This is a genomic window from Saccharopolyspora tripterygii, assembly GCF_054778355.1.
This window is the reverse complement of the sequence record NZ_BAAGZP010000007.1, coordinates 124,788-146,563: the sequence shown is the minus strand read 5'-3', so window position 1 is coordinate 146,563 and position 21,776 is coordinate 124,788. Positions and strand designations below refer to the sequence as shown.

Annotated in this window: 21 protein-coding genes; 8 read left to right on the top strand and 13 right to left on the bottom strand. The window is 69.7% G+C overall.

Features of this window, described 5'->3' with window-relative positions; translation table 11 throughout:
• Window positions 1-352 precede the first annotated feature (352 nt).
• A complete protein-coding gene (locus ACYVF3_RS05440) occupies window positions 353-928 on the top strand; it encodes a hypothetical protein (protein ID WP_461153087.1) in 576 nt (191 codons plus the stop codon).
• Window positions 929-935: 7 nt separating this feature from the next.
• Here the strand turns inward: ACYVF3_RS05440 and ACYVF3_RS05435 are convergent, their stop codons facing one another.
• Window positions 936-1,610 carry a hypothetical protein gene (locus tag ACYVF3_RS05435; RefSeq protein WP_461153086.1) on the bottom strand — a complete coding sequence of 225 codons (675 nt, stop codon included), beginning with the start codon at window positions 1,608-1,610 and terminating at the stop codon, window positions 936-938.
• Window positions 1,611-1,746: 136 nt separating this feature from the next.
• On the opposite strand from ACYVF3_RS05435, the gene ACYVF3_RS05430 reads away from it, so the two are divergent.
• Both ACYVF3_RS05430 and ACYVF3_RS05425 read left to right on the top strand, forming a co-directional pair.
• A complete protein-coding gene (locus ACYVF3_RS05430; RefSeq protein WP_461153085.1) occupies window positions 1,747-2,109 on the top strand; it encodes a hypothetical protein in 363 nt (120 codons plus the stop codon).
• A 64-nt stretch (window positions 2,110-2,173) separates the two neighbouring features.
• Entirely contained in the window at window positions 2,174-2,980 is an 807-nt protein-coding gene (locus ACYVF3_RS05425) for a phytanoyl-CoA dioxygenase family protein (protein ID WP_461153084.1), read from the top strand.
• A gap of 219 nt (window positions 2,981-3,199) precedes the next feature.
• Here ACYVF3_RS05425 and ACYVF3_RS05420 read toward each other — a convergent pair whose 3' ends face one another.
• Window positions 3,200-4,051 carry a helix-turn-helix transcriptional regulator gene (locus ACYVF3_RS05420; RefSeq protein WP_461153083.1) on the bottom strand — a complete coding sequence of 284 codons (852 nt, stop codon included), beginning with the start codon at window positions 4,049-4,051 and terminating at the stop codon, window positions 3,200-3,202.
• Window positions 4,052-4,174: 123 nt separating this feature from the next.
• Here ACYVF3_RS05420 and ACYVF3_RS05415 point away from each other — a divergent pair, with 123 nt between their 5' ends.
• Window positions 4,175-4,885 carry an alpha/beta fold hydrolase gene (locus ACYVF3_RS05415; protein ID WP_461153082.1) on the top strand — a complete coding sequence of 237 codons (711 nt, stop codon included), beginning with the start codon at window positions 4,175-4,177 and terminating at the stop codon, window positions 4,883-4,885.
• A gap of 265 nt (window positions 4,886-5,150) precedes the next feature.
• Window positions 5,151-5,804, top strand: coding sequence for a maleylpyruvate isomerase family mycothiol-dependent enzyme (locus ACYVF3_RS05410; RefSeq protein WP_461153081.1), 654 nt, complete (start codon window positions 5,151-5,153; stop codon window positions 5,802-5,804).
• Between the two features lie 34 nt (window positions 5,805-5,838).
• On the opposite strand, the gene helR is transcribed toward ACYVF3_RS05410, so the two are convergent.
• On the bottom strand, window positions 5,839-7,992 hold the full coding sequence (gene helR / locus ACYVF3_RS05405) for an RNA polymerase recycling motor ATPase HelR (RefSeq protein ID WP_461153080.1): 2,154 nt from the start codon (window positions 7,990-7,992) through the stop codon (window positions 5,839-5,841).
• Window positions 7,993-8,351: 359 nt separating this feature from the next.
• Between helR and ACYVF3_RS05400 the strand changes: the two genes are divergently transcribed.
• Window positions 8,352-8,561 (top strand): hypothetical protein, encoded by a 210-nt coding sequence (locus ACYVF3_RS05400; RefSeq protein WP_461153079.1) that lies wholly within the window; start codon window positions 8,352-8,354, stop codon window positions 8,559-8,561.
• Window positions 8,552-9,358 carry a hypothetical protein gene (locus tag ACYVF3_RS05395; RefSeq protein ID WP_461153078.1) on the top strand — a complete coding sequence of 269 codons (807 nt, stop codon included), beginning with the start codon at window positions 8,552-8,554 and terminating at the stop codon, window positions 9,356-9,358. The genes ACYVF3_RS05400 and ACYVF3_RS05395 overlap by 10 nt, the downstream gene beginning before the upstream one ends.
• Here the strand turns inward: ACYVF3_RS05395 and ACYVF3_RS05390 are convergent, their stop codons facing one another.
• The 3 genes from ACYVF3_RS05390 to ACYVF3_RS05380 all read right to left on the bottom strand — a co-directional run bounded on the left by ACYVF3_RS05390 (window position 9,359) and on the right by ACYVF3_RS05380 (window position 11,393).
• On the bottom strand, window positions 9,359-9,724 hold the full coding sequence (locus ACYVF3_RS05390; RefSeq protein WP_461153077.1) for a hypothetical protein: 366 nt from the start codon (window positions 9,722-9,724) through the stop codon (window positions 9,359-9,361).
• Complete coding sequence (locus ACYVF3_RS05385) at window positions 9,721-10,803, bottom strand: serine/threonine-protein kinase (RefSeq protein WP_461153076.1); 1,083 nt, start codon at window positions 10,801-10,803, stop codon at window positions 9,721-9,723. Before ACYVF3_RS05385 ends, ACYVF3_RS05390 begins: the two co-directional genes overlap by 4 nt.
• A gap of 272 nt (window positions 10,804-11,075) precedes the next feature.
• Complete coding sequence (locus tag ACYVF3_RS05380; protein ID WP_461153075.1) at window positions 11,076-11,393, bottom strand: hypothetical protein; 318 nt, start codon at window positions 11,391-11,393, stop codon at window positions 11,076-11,078.
• A 335-nt stretch (window positions 11,394-11,728) separates the two neighbouring features.
• On the opposite strand from ACYVF3_RS05380, the gene ACYVF3_RS05375 reads away from it, so the two are divergent.
• On the top strand, window positions 11,729-12,598 hold the full coding sequence (locus ACYVF3_RS05375) for a DUF559 domain-containing protein (RefSeq protein WP_461153074.1): 870 nt from the start codon (window positions 11,729-11,731) through the stop codon (window positions 12,596-12,598).
• Window positions 12,599-12,911: 313 nt separating this feature from the next.
• Here the strand turns inward: ACYVF3_RS05375 and pyrF are convergent, their stop codons facing one another.
• The 7 genes from pyrF to pyrR are packed head-to-tail and all read right to left on the bottom strand — an operon-like array spanning window position 12,912 to window position 21,626.
• On the bottom strand, window positions 12,912-13,763 hold the full coding sequence (gene pyrF, locus ACYVF3_RS05370; protein ID WP_461153073.1) for an orotidine-5'-phosphate decarboxylase: 852 nt from the start codon (window positions 13,761-13,763) through the stop codon (window positions 12,912-12,914).
• Window positions 13,764-13,765: 2 nt separating this feature from the next.
• A complete protein-coding gene (carB, locus tag ACYVF3_RS05365; protein WP_461153072.1) occupies window positions 13,766-17,110 on the bottom strand; it encodes a carbamoyl-phosphate synthase large subunit in 3,345 nt (1,114 codons plus the stop codon).
• Entirely contained in the window at window positions 17,110-18,231 is a 1,122-nt protein-coding gene (carA, locus tag ACYVF3_RS05360; RefSeq protein ID WP_461153071.1) for a glutamine-hydrolyzing carbamoyl-phosphate synthase small subunit, read from the bottom strand. Before carA ends, carB begins: the two co-directional genes overlap by 1 nt.
• Before the next feature lie 53 nt (window positions 18,232-18,284).
• The gene (locus tag ACYVF3_RS05355; protein WP_461153070.1) at window positions 18,285-18,803 is read right to left on the bottom strand and encodes a PH-like domain-containing protein; all 519 of its coding nucleotides are present in this window, start codon (window positions 18,801-18,803) and stop codon (window positions 18,285-18,287) included.
• Entirely contained in the window at window positions 18,803-20,101 is a 1,299-nt protein-coding gene (locus ACYVF3_RS05350; protein WP_461153069.1) for a dihydroorotase, read from the bottom strand. The genes ACYVF3_RS05355 and ACYVF3_RS05350 overlap by 1 nt, the downstream gene beginning before the upstream one ends.
• The gene (locus ACYVF3_RS05345) at window positions 20,098-21,030 is read right to left on the bottom strand and encodes an aspartate carbamoyltransferase catalytic subunit (RefSeq protein ID WP_461153068.1); all 933 of its coding nucleotides are present in this window, start codon (window positions 21,028-21,030) and stop codon (window positions 20,098-20,100) included. The genes ACYVF3_RS05350 and ACYVF3_RS05345 overlap by 4 nt, the downstream gene beginning before the upstream one ends.
• The gene (pyrR, locus tag ACYVF3_RS05340; protein ID WP_461153067.1) at window positions 21,030-21,626 is read right to left on the bottom strand and encodes a bifunctional pyr operon transcriptional regulator/uracil phosphoribosyltransferase PyrR; all 597 of its coding nucleotides are present in this window, start codon (window positions 21,624-21,626) and stop codon (window positions 21,030-21,032) included. Before pyrR ends, ACYVF3_RS05345 begins: the two co-directional genes overlap by 1 nt.
• Between the last annotated feature and the right edge of the window lie 150 nt (window positions 21,627-21,776).

Below are 21,776 nucleotides of genomic sequence, written 5' to 3'. Positions count from 1 at the left end.
TTCCAGCTTGCACTTCAACAAGCGATCAAAGGTGTCACACATCCCTTCAGCAGCCCCCGATGCCCGAACAGATGGATGGGGCAAATCGGTATCCAGCACCGGTGCCCGACAGCACACTTCTCCCATTTCGCTGCAAGGAACGTCAGCCCCGCGAGAGACTTCCACGAGCTGAACGAGAGGGGAGATCACGAATGATCCGCGACAGCCTGCGTCCTGCGAGTGAAGGCGGACCGGATTGGCGGACCGGCAAGTGATGCACCGACCTCCGGCTTACTACCCGCAGGATCGGCCTCGTCGGCCGCGAGGTAACCGCGTCGCAACTTGGATCATCCTCGGTTGCAGTGTGGTCAGCTTGACCGGGAGCCTCGCAGTGCTGGGCTTCGCGCTGTTCCCGAAGTGGCCGAGCCTGCTGCCTTCGGCTCCGAGTTATGCGACCGTGCCGGATCCGTGCAAGGCGGTGCCGAAAGAGCTGCTGGACGCGACCTTCCAGGACAACGCGCCGCGGATGCCGGAGCGGGACGACCACTCCTTCTCCTACGGAGACCGGGTGAGCTGCGAGTGGATCCCGTACTCCGACCAGGCCGATGTGCTCGGCCGGTACAGTTACCTGACCGTGGAGGTGGCCGCGCACCTCTCCTCGACCGGGCGTCCCGATGCCGAGTCCGTCGACGACGAATTCGTGGGGCTGCCGGATTCGAAACCGTTCGTCCCCGTGCGGGGGCTGGGTGACCGGGCTGTGCTGAACGTCGACGAGGACACCGTCACGATCCTCGCTTCGCGGGCGAACCTCACCGTCAAGGTCCGCTACGACTCCGTGGTCATGACGCCTCCTCCCGATCGTGAGGAGGCCATTCCCGTCGATCAGCTCAAGGCCGAAGGCCGGCGGATCGCCGAAGCGGTCTTGGCCGCTGCCGGGGAGCCCGAGTAGGTGCTGGTCAGGACGAGACGACGTCGATGAAGCGGTTGTACTGCAGGCGCAGGGCACGTTCTACGCCGGAGAGCAGCGCTGCGGTGATCAGCGTGACGTTCGCCCAGGTCGGCAAGTGGATCGGTGAGACGAACGTGCCCACTCGCTCGGCGATGGCCGGGCTGTGGGTGACGACCTCGGCGACGTGCAGGGCGTTGACCACCAGCGCTACCAGCAGGATCACCACCGCGACCGTTCCGATGATCGCACTCGTGCGGGGGAACCGCTGGCCGAACCTCGCTCGCAAACCCTCCTGCGAGCGGGGGTGCGGGCGCAGCACTCGTTCCCTGCCCAGCTCGGGGACGAAGTGCATGCGCTTCAACCCGAACCCGCTGATCGCCACCTCGACCACGCCACCGGGCACCGGGAACGCCGTCGGAAGGTTGGAGCGGGCGACCTGCACGCCGTCGCAGTACAGGGCGGCCGGAGCCCTGCCTTCCGCTGCGTCGTGCTGCTTCCTCGTCTTCGCGTCGACGAGGTGCCGGACGTCGACCGCATAGGAGTGGTTCCCCTCCGGGGAGGCGAGTTCGAGGAAGAACAACGAGCGCGAGAAGACCTGCCAGAAGCGGTAATCGCGCAGCGCGCTGCCGTCACCCGAGCGGACCTTCGCCAGCTGCCAGCGCCGCTTGAGGTTGTTGACCATGCGAGATCCCTCTCCCAGGGGTGTGACCGACCGTCTCCCGAGCAGTCAAAGCCATGCCCTTGGGGCAGGGTCAAGTCGCAGCGCTCGTCGATCTCCCGAGTTGTTGACCGCGTAGATCGAGACCACAATCCGCTGCATGAGCTACCGGCCCCACGACCCCTACGACCGGTACGACGACGACCCGTACCGGCACGAACGCGACTACCGGCCGCGCCGCCGCCCGGGACAGGTCGGCGACACAGTGGCGCGGATCGTGCGCATCGTCGTGTCGATCGTGCTGCTGGTGTTCGCCCTGCACGTGCTGTTCGTGGTGCTCGACGCCAACCAGGGCAACGGCTTCGTGTCGTTCATCTACACCCTCGCCCAGACCTTCGTGCTCGGCCTCGGCGACGTGTTCACCCCCGACGACGCCCTGCTCGGCGTCGTCCTCAACTACGCGCTGGCCGCGTTGATCTGGTGGATCGTCGGCCAGCTCATCATCAAGATCATCCGCCGGTAGCGCTGACAGAACCGGCGCGCGAAGTGTCGGGTGGACAAGACCCGGTGCACCGCACCATGGCCCCATGGAAGACACGACTCTCGTCACCCGCTTCCTCCGCGACGGATTCGTCAAGCTGGAGGGAGCCGTCGCACCGCGCGTGGCCGCGGATTGCGCGCGATTGCTGTGGAAGGAGACCGGCTGCGACCCGGACGATCCGGCGACGTGGACGAAACCCGTGCACTGGGTGGGCGCGATGGCGCAGGGGCCCTTCGCCGCCGCGCCCAACTCACCGGCCTTGCACCACGCGTACGACCTTCTGGTCGGAGCCGGAAGCTGGGAGCCGCGGTACTCGCTGGGAACCTTCCCGCTACGCTTCCCGCACGAGGACGAACAGGATGACGCCGGCTGGCACATCGAGGGCAGCTACGCGGTGGAGGGCGAGGCTTGGCCCTTCACCAATCTCCGCTCGCACGGCCGAGCGCTCCTCATGCTGTTCCTGTTCAGCGAGGCCGGGGAGGACGACGCGCCGACCCGGATCCGAGTCGGTTCCCACCTCGACGTGCCGAAGGTGCTGGAGCCGCACGGAGAACAGGGCGCGAGCGGCCTCGACCTCGCTCCGGAGCTGGTGTCGGCCTCCGATCACCGGCCGCTCGCCCTCGCCACCGGGTCTTCGGGCGACGTCTTCCTGTGTCATCCGTTCCTGGTGCACGCGGCGCAGCCGCATCACGGGACCCGGCCACGCTTCATGGCTCAGCCACCGCTGATGCCGAGCGCGCCGTACGAGCTGGAACGAGCCGACGGCGCCTACTCACCGGTGGAGATCGCCATCCGTCGCGGCCTCGGGAAGGCGACCCCCGGCCCCGACGGCAACGGCACCGAGAGCTCCTAGCCGAGGTGGTCCTGCGGGGGCTCGTGCGTCGCCCGGTCCCAGTTTTAGTCCAAACTGAGCCGACATTTCGGACATGATCATGGCTCGGTTATGACTAAAACTGGGACTTGGTGAGCACCGCTCTCACTCGACGCGCCCCTTCCCGCGCGCTTTCCCGCGCCGTGCGGCTTTGTGGGGCCGTTGTTGGGGCTGGTTTTCAGCGCTCTTGGGGCTGGGTGGTCAGCGTTGTGCGGGGTCTCGGTTGGTGGGCTGGGCGCTTTCGGCTGTGGTGGTGGCGAGCAGGGTCAGCTTCTCCGCGCTGTCGGAGCCCGGGTCCGGGTGCAGGACGACCAGGGCTTGGCCCGGGCTGCCCTCGACGCCGAGGCGTTCGCGGTTGAGGACCAGCTCGCCGACCTGCGGGTGGTCCATGCGCATCGGCGCCGCCGCGCACACCAGCACGTCGTGACGTGCCCAGATGCGGCTGAAGCGGGGGCTCGCGAGGCTGAGCTCGCCGACGATCTCGATGTAGCGCGGATCGTCGGTGTCGGTGCCGACCGACTTGCGGAAACCCGCGACCGCGCTCACCGAGTCCCGCTCCCAGTCCGGGTAGAGCGCCTGCTCGGCCGGGTCCAGGAACATGTCACGCAGCCGGTTGGTTCCCGGCGCGAGGCGCGGTGACAGCGCGACCGCCAGCGAGTTGGCGGCCAGCACGTCCAGGTAGCGGCTCTCCACGAACGCCGGAAGACCAAGGGAGTCCAGGAGTTTCGCCGTGCTCGGCCGGACGCTCTCCCGCCGAGGCTTGCGCGTGCGCCGGGGCTTCGCCGCCGCCAGGCGCAGCAGGTGCTCGGTCGCCGCGTCGTCGAGCAGCAGCACGCGCGCCAGCGATTCCAGCACCTGCACCGACGGATTGCGGTCGCGGCCCTGCTCCAGGCGCAGGTAGTAGTCGGCGCTGATGCCCGCGAGCATCGCGACCTCCTCCCGGCGCAGGCCCGGCACGCGCCGCACACCGCTCACCGGGATCCCCGCCATCTCCGGCGTGACGAGCTCGCGGCGAGCACGCACGAACTCGCCCAGCTGGTTCTCCTCACCCATTCCTCCAGCGTAGGCGGGCGACACCGCGCGTGCCTGGTCCTGTCAGCCCCAGGGTCGCGGGGGCTCTGGTTGTGCCCGCCGACCAGCGGCACCGTGGCAACCACATCGACACGAGGAGCATCCATGACCACGTTCTTGCTGGTGCACGGCGCATGGCACACCGGTCAGGCCTGGGACCGGGTCGTCCCGCTGCTGGACGGACACCGGGTCCTCACCCCGACCCTGACCGGTTACGGCGAGACCGCGCACCTGCTCGGCCCCGAGGTGGGCATGCACACCCACGCCGACGACATCGTCGGGCTGATCCTCACCGAGGACCTGCACGACGTCGTGCTCGTCGGCCACAGCTACGCCGGCCTGGTCATCTCGCACGCGGCCAACCAGGTCCCCGACCGGATCTCCCAGCTGGTCTACCTCGACGCCATGGTCCCGGAGGACGGCGAGACCGCGGCCGACGTCATGCCGCAGGCGAAGAAGGCCATCGAGACCGCCTTGCGCTCCGAGAGCGGGTTCCGCGTCCCGCCGCCGCCCGAAACCGCCGAAGGACGCTTCGGCGTCACCGACCCCGACGACCTCGCCTGGCTGCGGCAGATGCTCTCCGACCAGCCCGTCGGAGCGCTCCAGCAACGCGTCCGCCTCGACGACCCCGTGGCACGCGCCATCCCCCGCGTGCACGTCCACTGCACCGACGTCCCCGAAGGCTTCTCCCGGCGCCCCGTCCCCACCCACCAGCACAACGGCGAGCCGGAAGTCGTGTGGGACCTGCCCACCGGCCACGACTGCATGATCACCACACCGAAAGCCTTGGCAGAACTGCTCCTCCGCCTGGTCTGAGCCGGGTCTTCGCACTGCTCCATCGCACACCTGGGTGCTGCAGGAATCGGGCTGCTCGGTCGAGCACCGGTCCGTCGCGGACAGGTGGGGTGCCAGGCTTCGGGGACGTTTTCATGAAAACTTCCCTCCACCTCGAGAAGCGACCGAACGCCGACCACCTCCCGGCCGGTGAGCCGCACGACGATCCCGACCTTCCTCGGCCCGGCCTACTGAGATCATCGCCGTTTCCGCCGTGCGTGTCGGGGGTTCGTTCTACGGTTGGCGCGTGAGAGCTGATGTCGAGGAGATCTTCCGGGTCGCCGAGGGGAACCGCCGGCTCGCCGCCGACATGTTCGCGGGTCTGACGCCGGAGCAGTGGACGACGCCGAGCCTGTGCGGCGGGTGGACCGTGCGCGAGGTCGCCGCGCATCTGCTCGCGCCGCTGGAGACGGCGTTCAGCTGGCCTCGGACGCTGCGGACCGTGATCCGCTACCGGGGTGATCTGGACCGGTACGTCGACGACCAGACCCGCGAGTGGTCGCAGCTGCCCACCGACGAGATCGTGGCGCGGCTGCGGCGGCTGGCCGATCGCCGGTTGGACGTGCCCTTCGTCGGGCCGTTCGGGCCGATGACCGACACGTGCATCCACCTGCGCGACGCGGCCCGTCCGCTCGGGCTCGACGTCAACCCACCTCCGGCGTCCTGGCGGCCCGCGATGGACTTCCTGGTGTCGAAGGTGGGCGCACGCGCCTTCTACCCGCAGCAGCGCATCGCCGGTCTGCGGCTCGTCGCCACCGACCAGGACTGGTCGTGGGGCGAGGGCGACGAGGTGCGCGGGCCGAGCGAAGCGCTCACCCTCGCCGTCACCGGAAGGTCCGTCGCCCTCCCCGACCTCGACGGACCCGGCGTCGACACCCTCCGCCAGCGCATCACGTCCTGAACCTCGAACTGACCGGTGGTGATGGGTTTCCGGATCAGGCGAGCGTGGACAGGACCTCCGGGAGGGGGTTCCGGTGCAGGACGCCCAGGCGTTGGGTCGCTCGGGTGAGCGCCACGTAGAGGTCGGCCGCGCCTCGGGGTGCGTCGGCGAGGATGCGGTCGGGGTCGACCAGCAGGACCGCGTCGAATTCGAGGCCCTTCGTGTCCGACGGGGTCACCGCGCCGGGGACGTCTGACGGGCCGATGACGACGCTGCTCCCCTCTCGCTGCGCTTCCGCGCGCTCGAAATCGCCGATGGCGTCAACCATCTCGCCGTCCGAGACCTGGCGGTGCCAGGGCCGGACACCGCAGGATCGAACCGACTCCGGTGCGGTCACCTCGGGGGCGAAATCGGCCAGCAGAGCGGCCGCGACCTCCATGATCTCGGCCGGGGTGCGGTAGTTGACCGTCAGCTCCCGGTAGGCCCAGCGGCCCGGGACGTAGCGGTCCAGCATCGCGCCCCACGTGCCGGCGCCCGCCGCCGAGCGACGCTGCGCCAGGTCGCCGACGACCGTGAACGACCGGCTCGGGCACCGCCGCATCAGCACTCGCCAGTCCATTTCGGACAGTTCCTGGGCTTCGTCGACGACGACGTGCCGGTAGGTCCAATCCCGGTCTGCGGCAGCGCGTTCGGCGACGTCACGGGTGTCGTGCTCGACGAAGCGCTCCGCCAGGTCTTCGGCGTGGAGCAGGTCCTGGGCCAGCAGGTGGTCCTCGTCGTCCATGAGGTCGTGGCGCTCGGTCTGCAGGATCTCCATGACCCCGGCCGCGTACTCGGCCTCGGCGGCCTGCTCGGCATCCGCCGCGGTGCCGGACGTCTTCGCCTCGCCCAGCAGGTCGACGAGCTCGTCGAGCAGCGGCACGTCGGACACCGTCCACGCCTCGCCGTCCGCGCGGTGCAGCGACTCCGCGCCGACGGCCCGCAACCGCTCCGCGGAGGAGTACAGGTCGGCCAGCAGCTGCTGCGGGGTGAGGACCGGCCACAGGTCGTCGAGGACCTCGGTGAATCCGGCGTGCTCTGCGAGCTCGGCGAGCAGGTCGGCCCGCAGGTTCTCCCACACCTCCTTGTTCTCCCTGGTCAGCCAGCCCTTGCCGATGCGTCCGATGGCGCGCTCGGTGAGCACGTAGGTGACGATCTCGGTGAACACCGCGCGGGCCTCGTTGTGCGGGAGTCCGCTGTCGCGGGCCTCCTGGCGCGCCCACTCGGCGGTCGCCGCGTCGATGCGCACCGTCACGTCCTCCAGCTCGACGTACCGGGGTTCCTCGGGCAGCCGCTGCCGATCGGCGACCGCCGCGCGCAGCACGTCGAGCGCCTTCAGCGAGCCCTTCACCCGGGCGACCTCCGGGACGTCCTCGGCCGTGACGTGCAGACCGGGCACCAGGTCACCGGCGGTGGCGAACACGACGTCGGACTCGCCCAGCGACGGCAGGACGCGGCCGATGTGGTTCAGGAACGCCGGGTTCGGCCCGACGACCAGCACACCGCTGCGCTCCATCCGCTCCCGCTGCGTGTAGAGCAGGTAGGCGACGCGGTGCAGCGCCACGACGGTCTTGCCGGTGCCCGGACCGCCCTCGATGACCAGCACGCCCTGGTGGTCGAGCCGGATGATGCGGTCCTGCTCGGCCTGGATGGTGGCGACGATGTCGCGCATGCCTTCCCCGCGCGGTGCGTTGACCGCCGCGAGCAGCGCAGCATCACCATCGGACTCACCGTCCGGACGCCCCAGCACCTCGTCGGTGAAGTCGGTGACCCGGCGGCCGCGGGTGTGGAACTGACGGCGTCGGCGCATGTCCTCCGGGGTGGCGGCGGTGGCGGTGTAGAACGGGCGTGCCGCCGGGGCACGCCAGTCCAGCAGCAGCGGCCGGTAGTCGTCGTCCTCGTCGAACAGACCGATCCGCCCGATGTAGCGGGCCTCACCGTCGACCGAGTCCAGGCGCCCGAAGCACAGGCCGTGGTCGGCCACGCCCAACCGCTTGAGCTCCCGGTGCTGCGCCCGGACCTCCACATCGCGCTCCATCGCGGACGCGCCGGTCCCCCGCAGCGCCTCCGAGTAGCGGGATTCGACGCGAGAGCGCTCCGCGTCGAGTCGCTCGTAGAGAGCCGCCACGTAGGCGCGCTCGGACACCAGTTCTTGTTCGTGCTGGGACACGCGTTCCTCACAATTGATCGACTCCCCCAGCCGCGCACCGCGTTTCCGCAGGTCTCGGCACAGACCGAGAATTGTGCGGCATCCCCCGGGCCTTGCCGCAAGTCCCCCTCCCCCCTGTAAAATGAGCACGGGAAGAGGAGAGGAATTCCTCTCCGCACTCCATTCGGCGATCATTTCCGGCAAGTTCTCCGCCGTGTTTGCCGATCATCGTCATCCCCCCGCCGTTCCCGCTGATCACGGGACGCCTCATGTGCCCGAGGGGCACACCACGCCGGTCACCGGAACGGGCCGTTGCGTGCCCGTCGGTCACGCTCGGACATTCGCTCTCGTCGCTGTTTCCAACGTGGAGGGACGAGAACATGTGCGCCAGCTGGCGAATTGCGGCTTGCGAACGTCGCGGCGAGGTCGTCGTGACGCTGATGGTGCGGGACGAGATCTCGCTGGCCCAGGAAGGCGTGGAGGTGGTGGTCGCGCGGAGCCAGCTCACCGACGTCGCCGACAAGCTCTACTTCCTCGACCAGGCGTTCCGCGCCGAAGCCCGGGACGTGGTGGAAGCGCTGTGCGAGTGATGACCTGCCTGATGCTGTGGGCGCTGCTGGCCGGGTGCGCGGTCGAGGCGCCGGAACGTCCCGAGGACCTGTTCTGGGAGATGTACCTGCGGCAGGCCACCGAACCCGTCGTGCACACCCGCCGCGAACGGTTCGAGAGCCCGGAGGCCGCTACCGCGCGCACGATGGTGCGGGTCAGCGATGAGATCTTCGATTACCGGACGGGACGCCACGTCGGCACCGGCATCGAGCACTGGCGCGGGCAGAGCGTCGTGCGCACCCGGTGCGTCGACGGCCTCCGCCACGGCTACCTGCCCACGCGGGACGCGTGGGACGGGCCGGAGGCGAGCTCGTTGTGCCGGGCCGAATCGCGGCCGCTGCTCGGTGACGGGATCATCCCCGGCGGTCTGAGCGAATCGCAGGCCGAAGCCGTGGTCGAGTCGCTGCGCGGCGAGCACCGGTTCCTGACACCGCTGCCACCGACCCCCGTGGACGTCGGCGGCAAGCGCTACCTCCGGATCCCGGTGCGTGCCCGGCCCGCCGAGCGCGAGGGCGAGCAGTGGGACATGCAGCACCTGCTGTTCGCGCTGCACGACGCCGGGGTCGATCCGCGCGGCTACCCGTTCCAGCCCGCCGACAACACCGGAGAAGGCGCTGACCTGATGTACTTCGTCGATCCGGCGACGTTGCTGCCCGCGTTCGTCGAACGCCGGATGCTGCCCTCGCCGGGCGCGGTGGTGCGGGTCGAATACGTGCGACCGGCGGTGATTCCGGCGGATCCGCTGGCGGAGGTGACGCCGTGGGCGTTGCGGTGGTGATCAGCCGTCGTGGTTGCCGCCGCCCCGGGACTTCTTGTCCTCGGCACGGGGTTGCGGCGGGGCCACCGTCACGATCACCGGGGCGGATCCCGGCGCCGGGATGGTGCGCACGTCCTCGGCCACTCGGTCTGCGGCGGCCATGATGGAACCGGCGCTCTGGGCGTCGAGCGTGCCCTCGGCGACCGCCTCGGCGATGTCGCGGTGCAGCGCGGCCAGCGCGGTCTCGGCATCGAGGCGGTTGTAGGCCAGGGCAGCGGCTTTCACCTCGGCGACGCGGGCGCCCAGCCGCGCGCGCACCTGCGGGTCCTCGCCGCAGCCGGCCAGCACGAACCCGACCAGCACCAGGGCGGGCAGCAGGCGGTTCATCCGCGCACCAGCCTCTCCAGGTTCTCCAGATCCGCGGGCAACCGCTCCACACCAGGATTCCCGGAAACCGGTGGTAGCACGTCGATTTCGGCGGGCTCGGGCCAGAACGCCACGGCGAGCGCCGCTGCGGCCGCCACCGCCAGAGCACCTGCCGCGATGGGCGCCGCCGGTGAGCGCGACGGCGGCTGCTGGATAGGCATCGACGTCGTCGGCGGGCGCTGAACCCGCTGCTGCGGGATGCGCGGCGGCGGCACCGGCATCGATGCCGGAACGGGGGCCATGACCTCGGTCGTGCGCCCGCTGAGCACGTCGCCCGCCTGCTCCGCGCTGATCCGGTGCGCCGGATCAGCGCAGAGCATCGCCATCAGCCCACGTCGCAGGCGGCCCGGGATGCTGTGCGGGATCTGCGGCGGACGCACGAGACGCGCCACCGCCGCGTCCGGTCCGCCCGGGTACTCCACGCGACCGGTCACGCACTCCAGCAGCACCAGGCCCAGTGAGTACACATCGGCCGGAAAACCGACGTCACCGGCGGACACCTGCTCAGGGGCCATGTAGGTGGTGGTGCCCACGACCATGCCGGAGTCGGTCAGCCTGCCCGCGGCGTCGGCCAGGCGCGAGACGCCGAAGTCGGCCAGGTACGCGCGGCCGTCGTTGCCCACGAGCACGTTGGTGGGTTTGACGTCGCGGTGCACGATGTCGTTGTCGTGCACGTAGGCCAGGACGTCGGCGAGCCTGCCGCCGATGTCGGCGACGTCCTCCGGGGGCATCGGGCCGCACTCAGCGACGTCGGACAGCGTGCCGCCCTCGATCAACTCCATGATCAGGAAGAGCTCGTCCGCGTCGGCGCTGAAGTCGTGGACGGTCACCAGACCCGGATGGCTCAGCCCCGCCAGGATCCGCGCCTCTTCCGCGAACCGCTTGCGCCCCAGCTCATCCGTGGCCGAGCGGAAGACCTTGGCCGCGACGAGCCGCTGCAGGCGGGTGTCCATCGCCCGGTGCACATCCGCCATCGCGCCGCCGCCCACGCGCGAGCCCAGGCGGTACCGCTCACCCAGCAGCGGAGCATCGTCGGTCATCGAGCCAGTCCTCCGAACCCCTCAACACAGCGACCCTAACGGGTGAACCCCGCACCAAGATCGCCAGCTCCCTCCCCAACGAGAGAGGGGGCTCCGAGGTGTTCGCCGAGCCGCAACCAGCTCCGGACCAGCGACGATCCAGCCGAACCGGACGCCAGCGCACGGCTGGGGGCGTCCGATCCCCCGCCCGGATCGAGGCGGACGACATCGAAACGTTCCTCAGCCGAAACCGAATGATGTTGCCCACCGAAACACCCTCGCGGGCAATCCCGCTACGAGGCGAAGACGGTCGACAGGACCCAGGAGAGGACGAACAGAGCCGCGAGCACCCCGAGGACGTACTGGACGATGCGGAACAACCAGACGAGCGCGGGCAGCTTCACCGTCCTCCGGCCGTCGTAGTCGGAGTAGCGCCCCCAGTGGCCGAACACGAACACGATCGTCACGACGGTCACCGCGACCCCGAGCCACCCCAGCGCCTCACCCTCGCGGTGCGCGTACATCAGAGCGCACCCACCGACCAGCAACAGCAGCGGAACCACGCACGCCGCAACCCGCCCACCGGTCCACTGCCACACCTGCGCCACCACGAAGCCCCCCAGGGAGAAGATCGTTTCGAAGCTCCCACGCTAACCGCGGACCGCCCCTCCCCGCGCCACTTCACCCAACTTCGCCAGCACCCACCCGCCGGCCGCCAGATCCATTGGCGGACGGTCAGTACCAGCTCAGCCACCTCAACAAGCCCAAGCCCCACCGCAGCGGACCGGACGGAGGCGGTAGGGCGTTTGCGCGCTTCTCGGGGGTCAGGGAAGTTTTCATGAAAACTTCCCTGACCCCCCGACCAAACGTGTGATGCTCCTGCCGTATCAGGTGACATTCGGAGCTCAAGTGCATTTCCAGAGGTGGTTCTCACCTCCTTCCCAGTATGGAACGGAGTGACTTCGCAGCTCTGCGCAACGAACACGGGCTGTTGACCAGAAAAGACGCGGTGGCCGCCGGCCTGAAAGACCGACATCTGCGGAGCCCTGAGATCGTGCGGGTTCTTCCAGGCGTTTACGCGTTGAGGGGCGATCACCTGACACATCGGTTGAAATGTCTTGCCGCGGCGATCAATCTGCCATCGGAAGCCGTGCTCACGGGACTGTCCGCTGCGACGTTGCACGGCGCTGAAGGGCTCGCGAACTTTCGGACCCCTGTCGAGGTGCTCGTACCACGTCCAGCCGGGCCGCATCGCAGGAAAGGCCTGCTTTGCTCGACCGCGCGCACCTACGAGTTCGAGCACGAGCCCTGGAACGGGATCAACCTGGCAGGCATCGACCGAGCTGTCTTTGACCTGCTCAGAAAGGGACCGATCACGACGTCGGTTGCGCATTGCGACGCCCTCCTGCACCAGGGGCTGATCACGACAAGAGCGATCGGCGAGTTCGTGCGCGGCCGCAGAGACGACGGCGTGCGCAAGGCCCGCTATCGACTTCCACTGCTGGACGGACGCGCGGAGTCGATACCCGAATCGGTGCTGCGTGTCGAACTCGCGCTGCTCGGTCTCACCCCTGTGCCGCAACACCAGGTCTGGGTCAACGGCCGGTTCCTGGCACGTCTCGATCTGGCTTTCGTGGACGAACGGGTCGCGGTGGAATACGACGGGCAGTGGCACGGCGACCATGAGCAGGTCGAGAAGGACCGTGCCCGGCGTCGTCGTCTGGCCGAAGCCGGATGGACTGTCATCGTCGTGACCCACGACCAACTCCAGAACTCCCTCGACTCGGTCATCAGCCGGATCCGAAATTCCCTCTGAATGGTGGGGAAGTTTTCATGAAAACTTCCGTCCTGGGAACCGGGGAAGGTTCTCATGGAAACTTCCCACCACGAGGAAGCAGTTCTCATGAATGTCTGTCCCTGGCACTCGGTTGGAAGTTTTCATGAAAACTTCTGTCCTGGGGCCCGGGGGATGAGAACTTCTGTTCTGGGACCCGGGGGAAGTTTTCATGAAAACTTCCCTCCCTGGGGAGGTGTGGGGATGGGCGCAGTCATCTTGGGTGGGCCCGAGAGGTGAACGAGAAACCGGGGTCGCCCTTGAGACAAGGACGACCCCGGTTGGTGATCGCTGATCAGTCGTGGAACTGGTGGTTGATCTCGTCCGCGACTCGGCCGTGGGTGTCCCTCAGGGACTTGACCGCTGGGCCGTGGCGGAGGACGTCTCGGGACGTGGTCGGCAGGACGTGGGGCAGGGCTCTGCCGAAGACCGCCTTGAGGTCCTGGACCGTGGCGCCCTGGGCGCCGAGGCCCGGAGCGAGGATGGGGCCGTTGAGGTCGGAGAAGTCCAGCTCTCCCGCGGGGATGGTGGCTCCCGCCACCACTCCCACGTGACCCATCGGCTCCTTGCCCAGGTTGGACTCGGCCGCGGAGTCCACGATGTACTGCGCGACCGCGTCACCGCTGCCGTGCACCGACTGCTGCAGGCCGATGCCCTCCGGGTTCGAGGTGCGGGCCAGCACGAACACGCCCCGCCCGTTCTGCTCGGCCAGGCCGATGGCCGGGGCCAGCGAACCGTAGCCGAGGTACGGCGAGAGCGTGATCGCGTCGGCGGCAAGCGGAGCCCGCTCGTCGAGGTAGGCCATCGCGTAGGCCGCCATCGTCGACCCGATGTCGCCGCGCTTGACGTCCAGCAGGACCAGCGCTCCGGCCTGCTGCGACTCGGCGATCACCTTCTCCAGCACCGCGACACCGGCCGAACCGTAGGCCTCGAAGAACGCCGACTGCGGCTTGAGCAGCGCCACCCGGTCGGCCAGCGCCTCCACCACGGTCATCGCGAACCGCTCCAGGGCCTGGGGGCTCTCCCCCAGGTCCCAGGCGTGCAGCAGCGACGGGTGCGGATCGATGCCCACGCACAGCGGTCCGCGCCGGCTCACCGCATCAGCCAGCCGGGCGCCGAAGCCCGCGCGCAGCTGGTCCTCAGCCATCGTCATTCACCGCCCTGCCGCAGCGCGGCCTGCAGCTCCTGCAACGGGCGGACGCCGATGTTGCCGCCGATCGCCGCCTCGATGCCCTGCACGGCCGCAGCCGCGCCCTGCACCGTGGTGATGCACGGGACGTCGCGGGACACCGCGGCCGTGCGGATCTCGTAGCCGTCGACCCGCGGACCCGGGTTCCCGTACGGGGTGTTGATGATCATGTCGACCTCGCCGGCCTTGATCAGGTCGACGACGTCGCGCTCGCCCTCGACCGACTCCGTGTGCTTGGCGACCACGGTGGACGGGATGCCGTTGCGCCGCAACACCTCGGCCGTGCCCTCCGTCGCCATGATCGCGAACCCGAGGTCGGCGAGCCGCTTGACCGGGAACACCAGCGAGCGCTTGTCCCGGTTGGCCACCGAGACGAACACCGTGCCCGAGGTCGGCAGCGACCCGTAGGAACCGGACTGCGACTTGGCGAACGCCTGACCGAACGAGGTGTCGATGCCCATCACCTCGCCGGTCGACTTCATCTCCGGCCCGAGCAGCGAGTCGACCCCGGCGCCCTCGCGAGTCCGGAATCGGTGGAAGGGCAGGACGGCTTCCTTCACCGCCACCGGCGCGTCCACCGGCAGGTCCGCGCCATCGCCCTCGGCCGGCAGCATGCCCTCCGAACGCAGCTCGGAGATCTTGGCTCCCAGCATGATTCGCGCGGCGGCCTTGGCCAGCGGAGCCGCAGTGGCCTTGGAGACGAACGGAACGGTCCGGGACGCGCGGGGGTTGGCCTCCAGCACGTAGAGCACGTCGTCCTTGAGCGCGTACTGCACGTTGAGCAGACCGTGCACGCCGACACCGCGGGCGATCGCCTCGGTGGAGCGGCGGACCATCTCGATGTCCTGACGCCCCAACGTGATCGGCGGCAGCGCGCACGCCGAGTCGCCGGAGTGGATGCCGGCCTCCTCGATGTGCTCCATCACGCCGCCCAGGTAGATCTCGTTGCCGTCGCACAGCGCGTCGACGTCGATCTCGATCGCGTCGTCGAGGAACTTGTCCACCAGCACGGGGTGCTCCGGGGTGACCTCGGTGGCGCGGGCGATGTAGTTGGCCAGCGACGCCTCGTCGTAGACGATCTCCATGCCCCGGCCGCCCAGCACGTACGACGGCCGCACCAGCACCGGGTAGCCGATGTCGTCGGCGATCCGCTTGGCGCCGTCGAACGACGTCGCCGTGCCGTACTGCGGAGCGGGCAGGCCCGCCGCGACCAGCACGTCACCGAAAGCACCGCGCTCCTCGGCGAGGTGGATGGCCTCCGGCGGGGTGCCCACGACCGGCACGCCCGCGTCGGCCAGGCGTTGCGCCAGGCCCAGCGGGGTCTGGCCGCCCAGCTGCACGATGACGCCCGCGACCGTTCCCGACTGCTGCTCCGAGTGCACGACCTCCAGCACGTCCTCGAAGGTCAGCGGCTCGAAGTACAGGCGGTCGGAGGTGTCGTAGTCGGTGGAGACCGTCTCCGGGTTGCAGTTGACCATCACCGTCTCGTACCCGGCGTCGCGCAACGACGTGGCCGCGTGCACGCAGGAATAGTCGAACTCGATGCCCTGGCCGATGCGGTTCGGGCCCGAGCCGAGGATGATCACCTTCGGCCTGTCGCGCTGCGGAGCGACCTCCGACTCCGCCGCGGGGTCGGACTCGTAAGCCGAGTAGTGGTACGGCGTGTTCGCCGCGAACTCGGCCGCGCAGGTGTCGACGGTCTTGTAGACCGGCCGCACGCCCAGCCGGTGGCGCAGCGCGCGAACGCCGTCCTCCCCGGCCAGTTCCGTGCGCAGCGCGGCGATCTGGCGGTCCGACAGGCCCGCCCGCTTGGCGGTCCGCAGCAGCGCGGCGTCCAGCACCGGGGCGTCGACGAGCTCGCGGCGCAACTCGACCCACGCGGAGATCTGGTCGACGAACCACGGGTCGATGCCCGAGGCCTCGTGCACCTGCTCGACGGTCGCGCCGAAGCGCAGCGCGCGCTCGACGGTGTAGATCCGGCCGTCGTGAGCGGTGCGCAGATCGTCCAGAGTGGACTGGAGGGTGGCGGGCTTGCCGTCCTCGCCCACCGGATCGGGCTTGGTCCAGAAGCCGACGGACTTGGTCTCCATCGACCGCAGCGCCTTGCCCATCGCCTCGGAGAAGCTGCGGCCCACGGCCATCGCCTCGCCGACGCTCTTCATGGTCGTGGTCAGCTCGGTGTCGGCGCCCGGGAACTTCTCGAAGGCGAACCGCGGCACCTTCACGACCACGTAGTCCAGCGTGGGCTCGAACGACGCCGGCGTCTCACCGGTGATGTCGTTCTGGATCTCGTCGAGGGAGTAGCCGACGGCCAGCTTCGCGGCGATCTTGGCGATCGGGAAACCGGTCGCCTTCGACGCCAGCGCCGAGGAGCGCGACACCCGCGGGTTCATCTCGATGACGACCATGCGGCCGGTCTCCGGGTGCACCGCGAACTGGATGTTGCAGCCGCCGGTCTCCACCCCGACCTCGCGCAGCACGTCGATGCCGACGTTGCGCATGTGCTGGTACTCGCGGTCGGTCAGCGTCATCGACGGGGCCACGGTCACCGAGTCGCCGGTGTGCACGCCCATCGGGTCGACGTTCTCGATGGAGCAGATGATCACCACGTTGTCGGCGTGGTCGCGCATCAGCTCCAGCTCGTACTCCTTCCAGCCGAGCACCGACTCCTCGATGAGCACCTCGTGCACCGGGGACTCGGACAGGCCGAAGGAGGCCATCCGCTCCAGGTCCTCCTCGGTGTGCGCCATGCCCGAGCCCAGACCACCCATGGTGTAGCTGGGCCGGATGACCACCGGCAGGCCGGAGCCGGCGACGAACGAGCGCACGTCGTCCATCGACTTGCAGACCTTGGACTCCGGCACCTCACCGCCGATCGAGCGCACGATGTCCTTGAACATCTGGCGGTCCTCGCCGCGCTGGATCGCGTTGACGTCGGCACCGATGAGCTCCACGCCGTAGCGCTCCAGCACACCGCGCTCGTGCAGCGCGATCGCCGTGTTCAGCGCGGTCTGCCCGCCCAGCGTCGCCAGCACGCAGTCGACCGGACGACCGGACTCCTTCTCGTTGGCGATCACCTTCTCCACGAACTCCGGCGTGATCGGCTCGATGTAGGTGGCGTCGGCGAACTCCGGGTCGGTCATGATCGTGGCCGGGTTGGAGTTCACCAGCGAGACGCGGATGCCCTCTTCCCGCAGCACCCGGCACGCCTGCGTGCCCGAGTAGTCGAACTCGCACGCCTGACCGATCACGATCGGCCCGGAACCGATGACCAGAACGTGGTTGATATCAGTACGCTTCGGCATTACCGGGCCTCGCTCATCAGGTCAACGAAACGGTCGAACAGCGGCGCCGCGTCGTGCGGGCCGGCTGCCGCCTCGGGGTGGTACTGGACGGAGAAGGCCGGGCCGTTCAGCAGCCGAAGGCCTTCCACCGCACCGTCGTTGGCGCAGTGGTGGGACACGATCGCGCGGCCGAAGTCGGTGTCGAACTCCTCGCCCGGCTCGCCTTCCACCGCGAACCCGTGGTTCTGCGCGGTGATCGCGACCTTGCCGGTCTCCTGGTCGATGACCGGGATGTTGATGCCGCGGTGGCCGTACTGCAGCTTGTAGGTGCCGCGGCCCAGCGCGCGACCGAGGACCTGGTTGCCGAAGCAGATGCCGAACAGCGGCAGCTTCCGGTCCAGGGCCTGGCGGGTCAGCTCGACCTGCGCGTCGGTGGTCGCCGGGTCACCGGGACCGTTGGACAGGAACAGCCCGTCCGGGGCCACCTGCAGGATCTCGTCCATCGTGGACGCCAGCGGCATCACGTGGATCTCGATGCCGCGCTCGGCCATCATCCGCGGCGTGTTCGCCTTGATGCCCATGTCCAGCGCGACGACCGTGAACCGCTTGTCGCCCTTGGCCGGCACCACGTAGGACTTCTGGGTGGTGACGTCCCCGGCCAGCGAGGCGCCGACCATCTGCGAGGAATCCTTCACCGCGGCCACCATCTGCTCGTCCGAGAGCAGCTCGGGACCCGAGAAGATGCCACCGCGCATCGCGCCCAGCTCGCGCACGTGGCGGGTCAGGGTGCGGGTGTCGATCCCGGAGATGCCGACGATGCCCTGGCCGGTCAGCTCGTCGTCCAGGCTGCGCGTGGAGCGCCAGTTCGACGGGCGGCGGGCGGGGTCGCGCACGGCGTACCCGGCGACCCAGATCTTGTCGGACTCGTCGTCCTCGTCGTTCCAGCCCGTGTTGCCGATCTGCGGCGCCGTCTGCACCACGATCTGCCGGTGGTACGACGGGTCGGTCAGCGTCTCCTGGTAGCCGGTCATGCCGGTGGTGAACACGACCTCCCCGAGGGAGCGGCCCACCTTGCCGTAAGCCTCCCCGCGGAAGATCCGGCCGTCCTCCAGCACCAACGCGGCCGGTGTGTGCGCGGTCATTTCTCCTCCTGTGCTGGTGCGGTGCCCCGCACCACGGTCGGACGGATCGTGGTTCATCCGTCCTCCGACGTGTTCGAAGTCTGGGCGGGCAGCGAGCGGATCGCCTCCACCCACTCGGTCTGCGCGTCCTTGTCGTCGCCGCGGAACCCGGTGTCCAGCAGCGCGTCGCCGAGGCGCCAGGTCACCACCACCAGTCCGGCGCCGGGCACGACCTTGTTGGCCAGCTTGTGGTCCAACCGGGCGTCCACGACGGACTCGGCGGGGATCCACACGGCCGACGCGCCGTCCCGCTCGATCAGCAGGCCGCGGGCGTGCAGGTGCGCGGTCCCGTTGGCGCGGTGCCCGATGTCGCCGACCGCGATGCGGTCCTGCCAGTCGTCGGCCTTGGTCGTGCCGATGTACATGCCGGTGGCGGCGGCCAGCTCCTCGGCGCCGGGGTCGGCCGGCCGCTCCGGGAACGGAGGCAGCTCGGCCGCCTGTCGTCGGGCTCGCGCCAGCCAGCCGCGTCGCATCCCGAAGAACACCAGCGCCGCCAGCGCGGCGAGCGCCAGCACCCACAACAAGCGTTCCATCAGCGCCTCACCTTGCCCTCGTGCGCGGTCAGCGTGCCGCGCAACAGCGTTGCGACGATCCGGCCGGGCAGCCGCATCCCCTCGAAGGGCGAGTTCTGCCCCAGGCTCGCCAGCTCGGCCCCGCGCACCGTCCACTCCGCGTCGGCGTCCACCAGCGCGAGGTTCGCGGGTTCGCCGACCGCGATCGGACGGCCCTGGCCGGACAGCCCGGCGATCTCGGCGGGACGCTCGGAGAGGACCCGCGCCACACCGCGCCAGTCCAGCAGACCCGAGCGCACCATCGTCTGCGTCACGATGCCCAGCGCCGTCTGCAGACCCAGCATCCCCGGCTTGGCGGCCGACCACTCGCAGTCCTTGTCCTGAGCGGCGTGCGGGGCGTGGTCGGTGGCCACGCAGTCCACGGTCCCGTCGGCCAGGGCCTGGCGCAGGGCGATCGCGTCGGCGTCGGTGCGCAGCGGCGGGTTGACCTTGTTGACCGGGTCGTAGGTCTCCAGCCTCTCGTCGGTGAGCAGCAGGTGGTGCGGCGTCACCTCCGCCGAGACCGAGCCGCCGGTCTCGCGCCCCTTGAAGAACCGCAGCAGCTCCGCGGTGCCCTCGGTGGACACGTGGCAGACGTGCAGCGCGCCGCCGGTGTGCGCGGCCAGCAGGCAGTCGCGGGCCACGATGGACTCCTCCGCCGGAGCCGGCCAGCCCGCCAGGCCCAGCCGGGCCGCGTTGGGTCCCTCGTGCGCCTGCGCGCCGACGGTCAGCCGCGGCTCCTCGGCGTGCTGGGCCACCAGCCCTCCGAAGGAGCGCGTGTACTCCAGCGCGCGGCGCATCAGCAGCGGGTCGTGCACGCACTTGCCGTCGTCGGAGAAGACCCGCACCTCGGCCGCCGAGTGCCGCATGGTGCCCAGCTCGGCGAGCTTCTCGCCCGCCAGCCCGACGGTCACCGCGCCGACCGGGTGCACGTCGACCAGGCCGACCTCGCGGCCCCGGCGCCACACGTGCTCGACGATCACCGCGTTGTCGGCGACCGGATCGGTGTTGGCCATCGCGAACACGGCGGTGTAGCCGCCCAGGGCGGCGGCCGTCGAGCCGGTCTCGACCGTCTCGGCGTCCTCCCTGCCCGGTTCGCGCAGGTGGGTGTGCAGGTCCACGAAACCCGGCAGCACCACCGCGCCACCGCCCTGCACGATCTCGTCGGCGTCGACGTCCAGGCCCGGGCCGATCTCGGCGATCGTGGTGCCCTCGACGAGCACGTCGACCGGATCACCCTCGCCGTAGGGGCGGACGTCCTTGAGCAGTACGCGACTCATGAGGTGAGTTCCTCTCCGGCGAGCAGGTGGTAGAGCACGGCCATCCGGACGTGCACGCCGTTGCCGACCTGCTGGGTGATGGCGGCGCGGGGCGAATCGGCCACCGACGGCGCGATCTCCATGCCGCGCAGCATCGGGCCGGGGTGCAGCACGACCGCGTGCTCGGGCAGCTTCGCCAGCCGCTTCTCGTTGAGGCCGTAGGCGATCGAGTACTCGCGGGCCGACGGGAAGAACCCGCCGTGCATCCGCTCGGCCTGCACGCGCAGCAGCATCACCGCGTCCAGCTTGGGCAGCTCGGGGTCGAGCTCGTGGCGGACCTCGGCGCCCCAGTGCTCGATGCCCGCGGGCACCAGCGTCGGCGGCGCGATGAGCGTCACCTCCGCTCCCAGCGTCCGCAGCAGGTGCACGTTGGACCGCGCGACCCGGCTGTGCAGCAGGTCGCCCACGATGCCGATACGACGCCCGGAGACCTCGCCCAGCCGCTCCCGCAGCGTCGCCGCGTCCAGCAGGGCCTGCGTCGGGTGCTCGTGCATCCCGTCGCCCGCGTTGACGACCTTGGTGCCGTCCTGCTCCAGCCATCCCGCGAGCCGGTGAGCGGCGCCGGAGGCCGGGTGCCGGATGATCACGCAGTCCGCTCCGGCCGCCGCCAGCGTCAGCGCGGTGTCCCGCAGGGATTCACCCTTGCCGACCGAAGAGCTGCTGGCCGAGACGTTGATCACGTCGGCGCTCATCCACTTCCCGGCGACCTCGAAGGACACCCGGGTCCGGGTGGAGTTCTCGTAGAACAGCGTCACCACGGTGCGCCCGCGCAACGTGGGCAGCTTCTTCACCTCGCGCCCCAGCAGCGTCTGCTTGAGCGTGTCGGCGGTGTCGAGGACGGCAGTCGCGTCGGCGGCGGGGAGGCCCTCGGTGGACAGCAGGTGGCGCATCACACGTCCTCCCGCGGCTGGTCCTTGTTGATCACGACGCGGTCCTCGCCGTCGGTCTCCGCGAGCTGCACGGCCACGTCCTCCTCGCGGGAGGTCGGGATGTTCTTGCCCACGTAGTCCGCGCGGATCGGCAGTTCCCGGTGCCCGCGATCGACCAGCACGGCCAGCTGGACCGCGCGGGGGCGACCCTGGTCGCGCAGGGCGTCGAGGGCGGCGCGCACGGTGCGGCCGGAGAACAGCACGTCGTCGACGAGCACGACCAGCGCGCCGTCGAGCCCGCCGGGCGGCAGGTTGGTGGGCTCCAGCGGCCGGTTGGGCTGGGTGCGCAGGTCGTCGCGGAAGAGCGTGATGTCCAGGGTGCCGACCGCGACGGTCGTCCCGCTGAACTCGCTGATCTTGTCCGCCAACCGCCTGGCCAGCGGCGTTCCCCTGGTGGGGACGCCCAGCAGCACCACGGAACCGTCGCCGGTGTCCAGCGCGGTCTTCTCGATGATCTGGTGCGCGATGCGGGCTATCGTGCGCGCAACGTCACCGGCGGAAAGCAGCTCTCGCTGCCCTGCCGGTTCCGCCGCGCTCGCCTGATGGCGAGACGCCACGGTGCGACCTCCTTCTCCGCCTCACAGGACGGGTCCTTAAAGGATGGTGTGTGAGCTGCCCCGCAATCCGGGTTCGCGATGAACCTGCGCATCACCGGGCTGACCCGTACGCTATCAGCGACAACGGGTCAATCGACCGGGTGGTGTGTT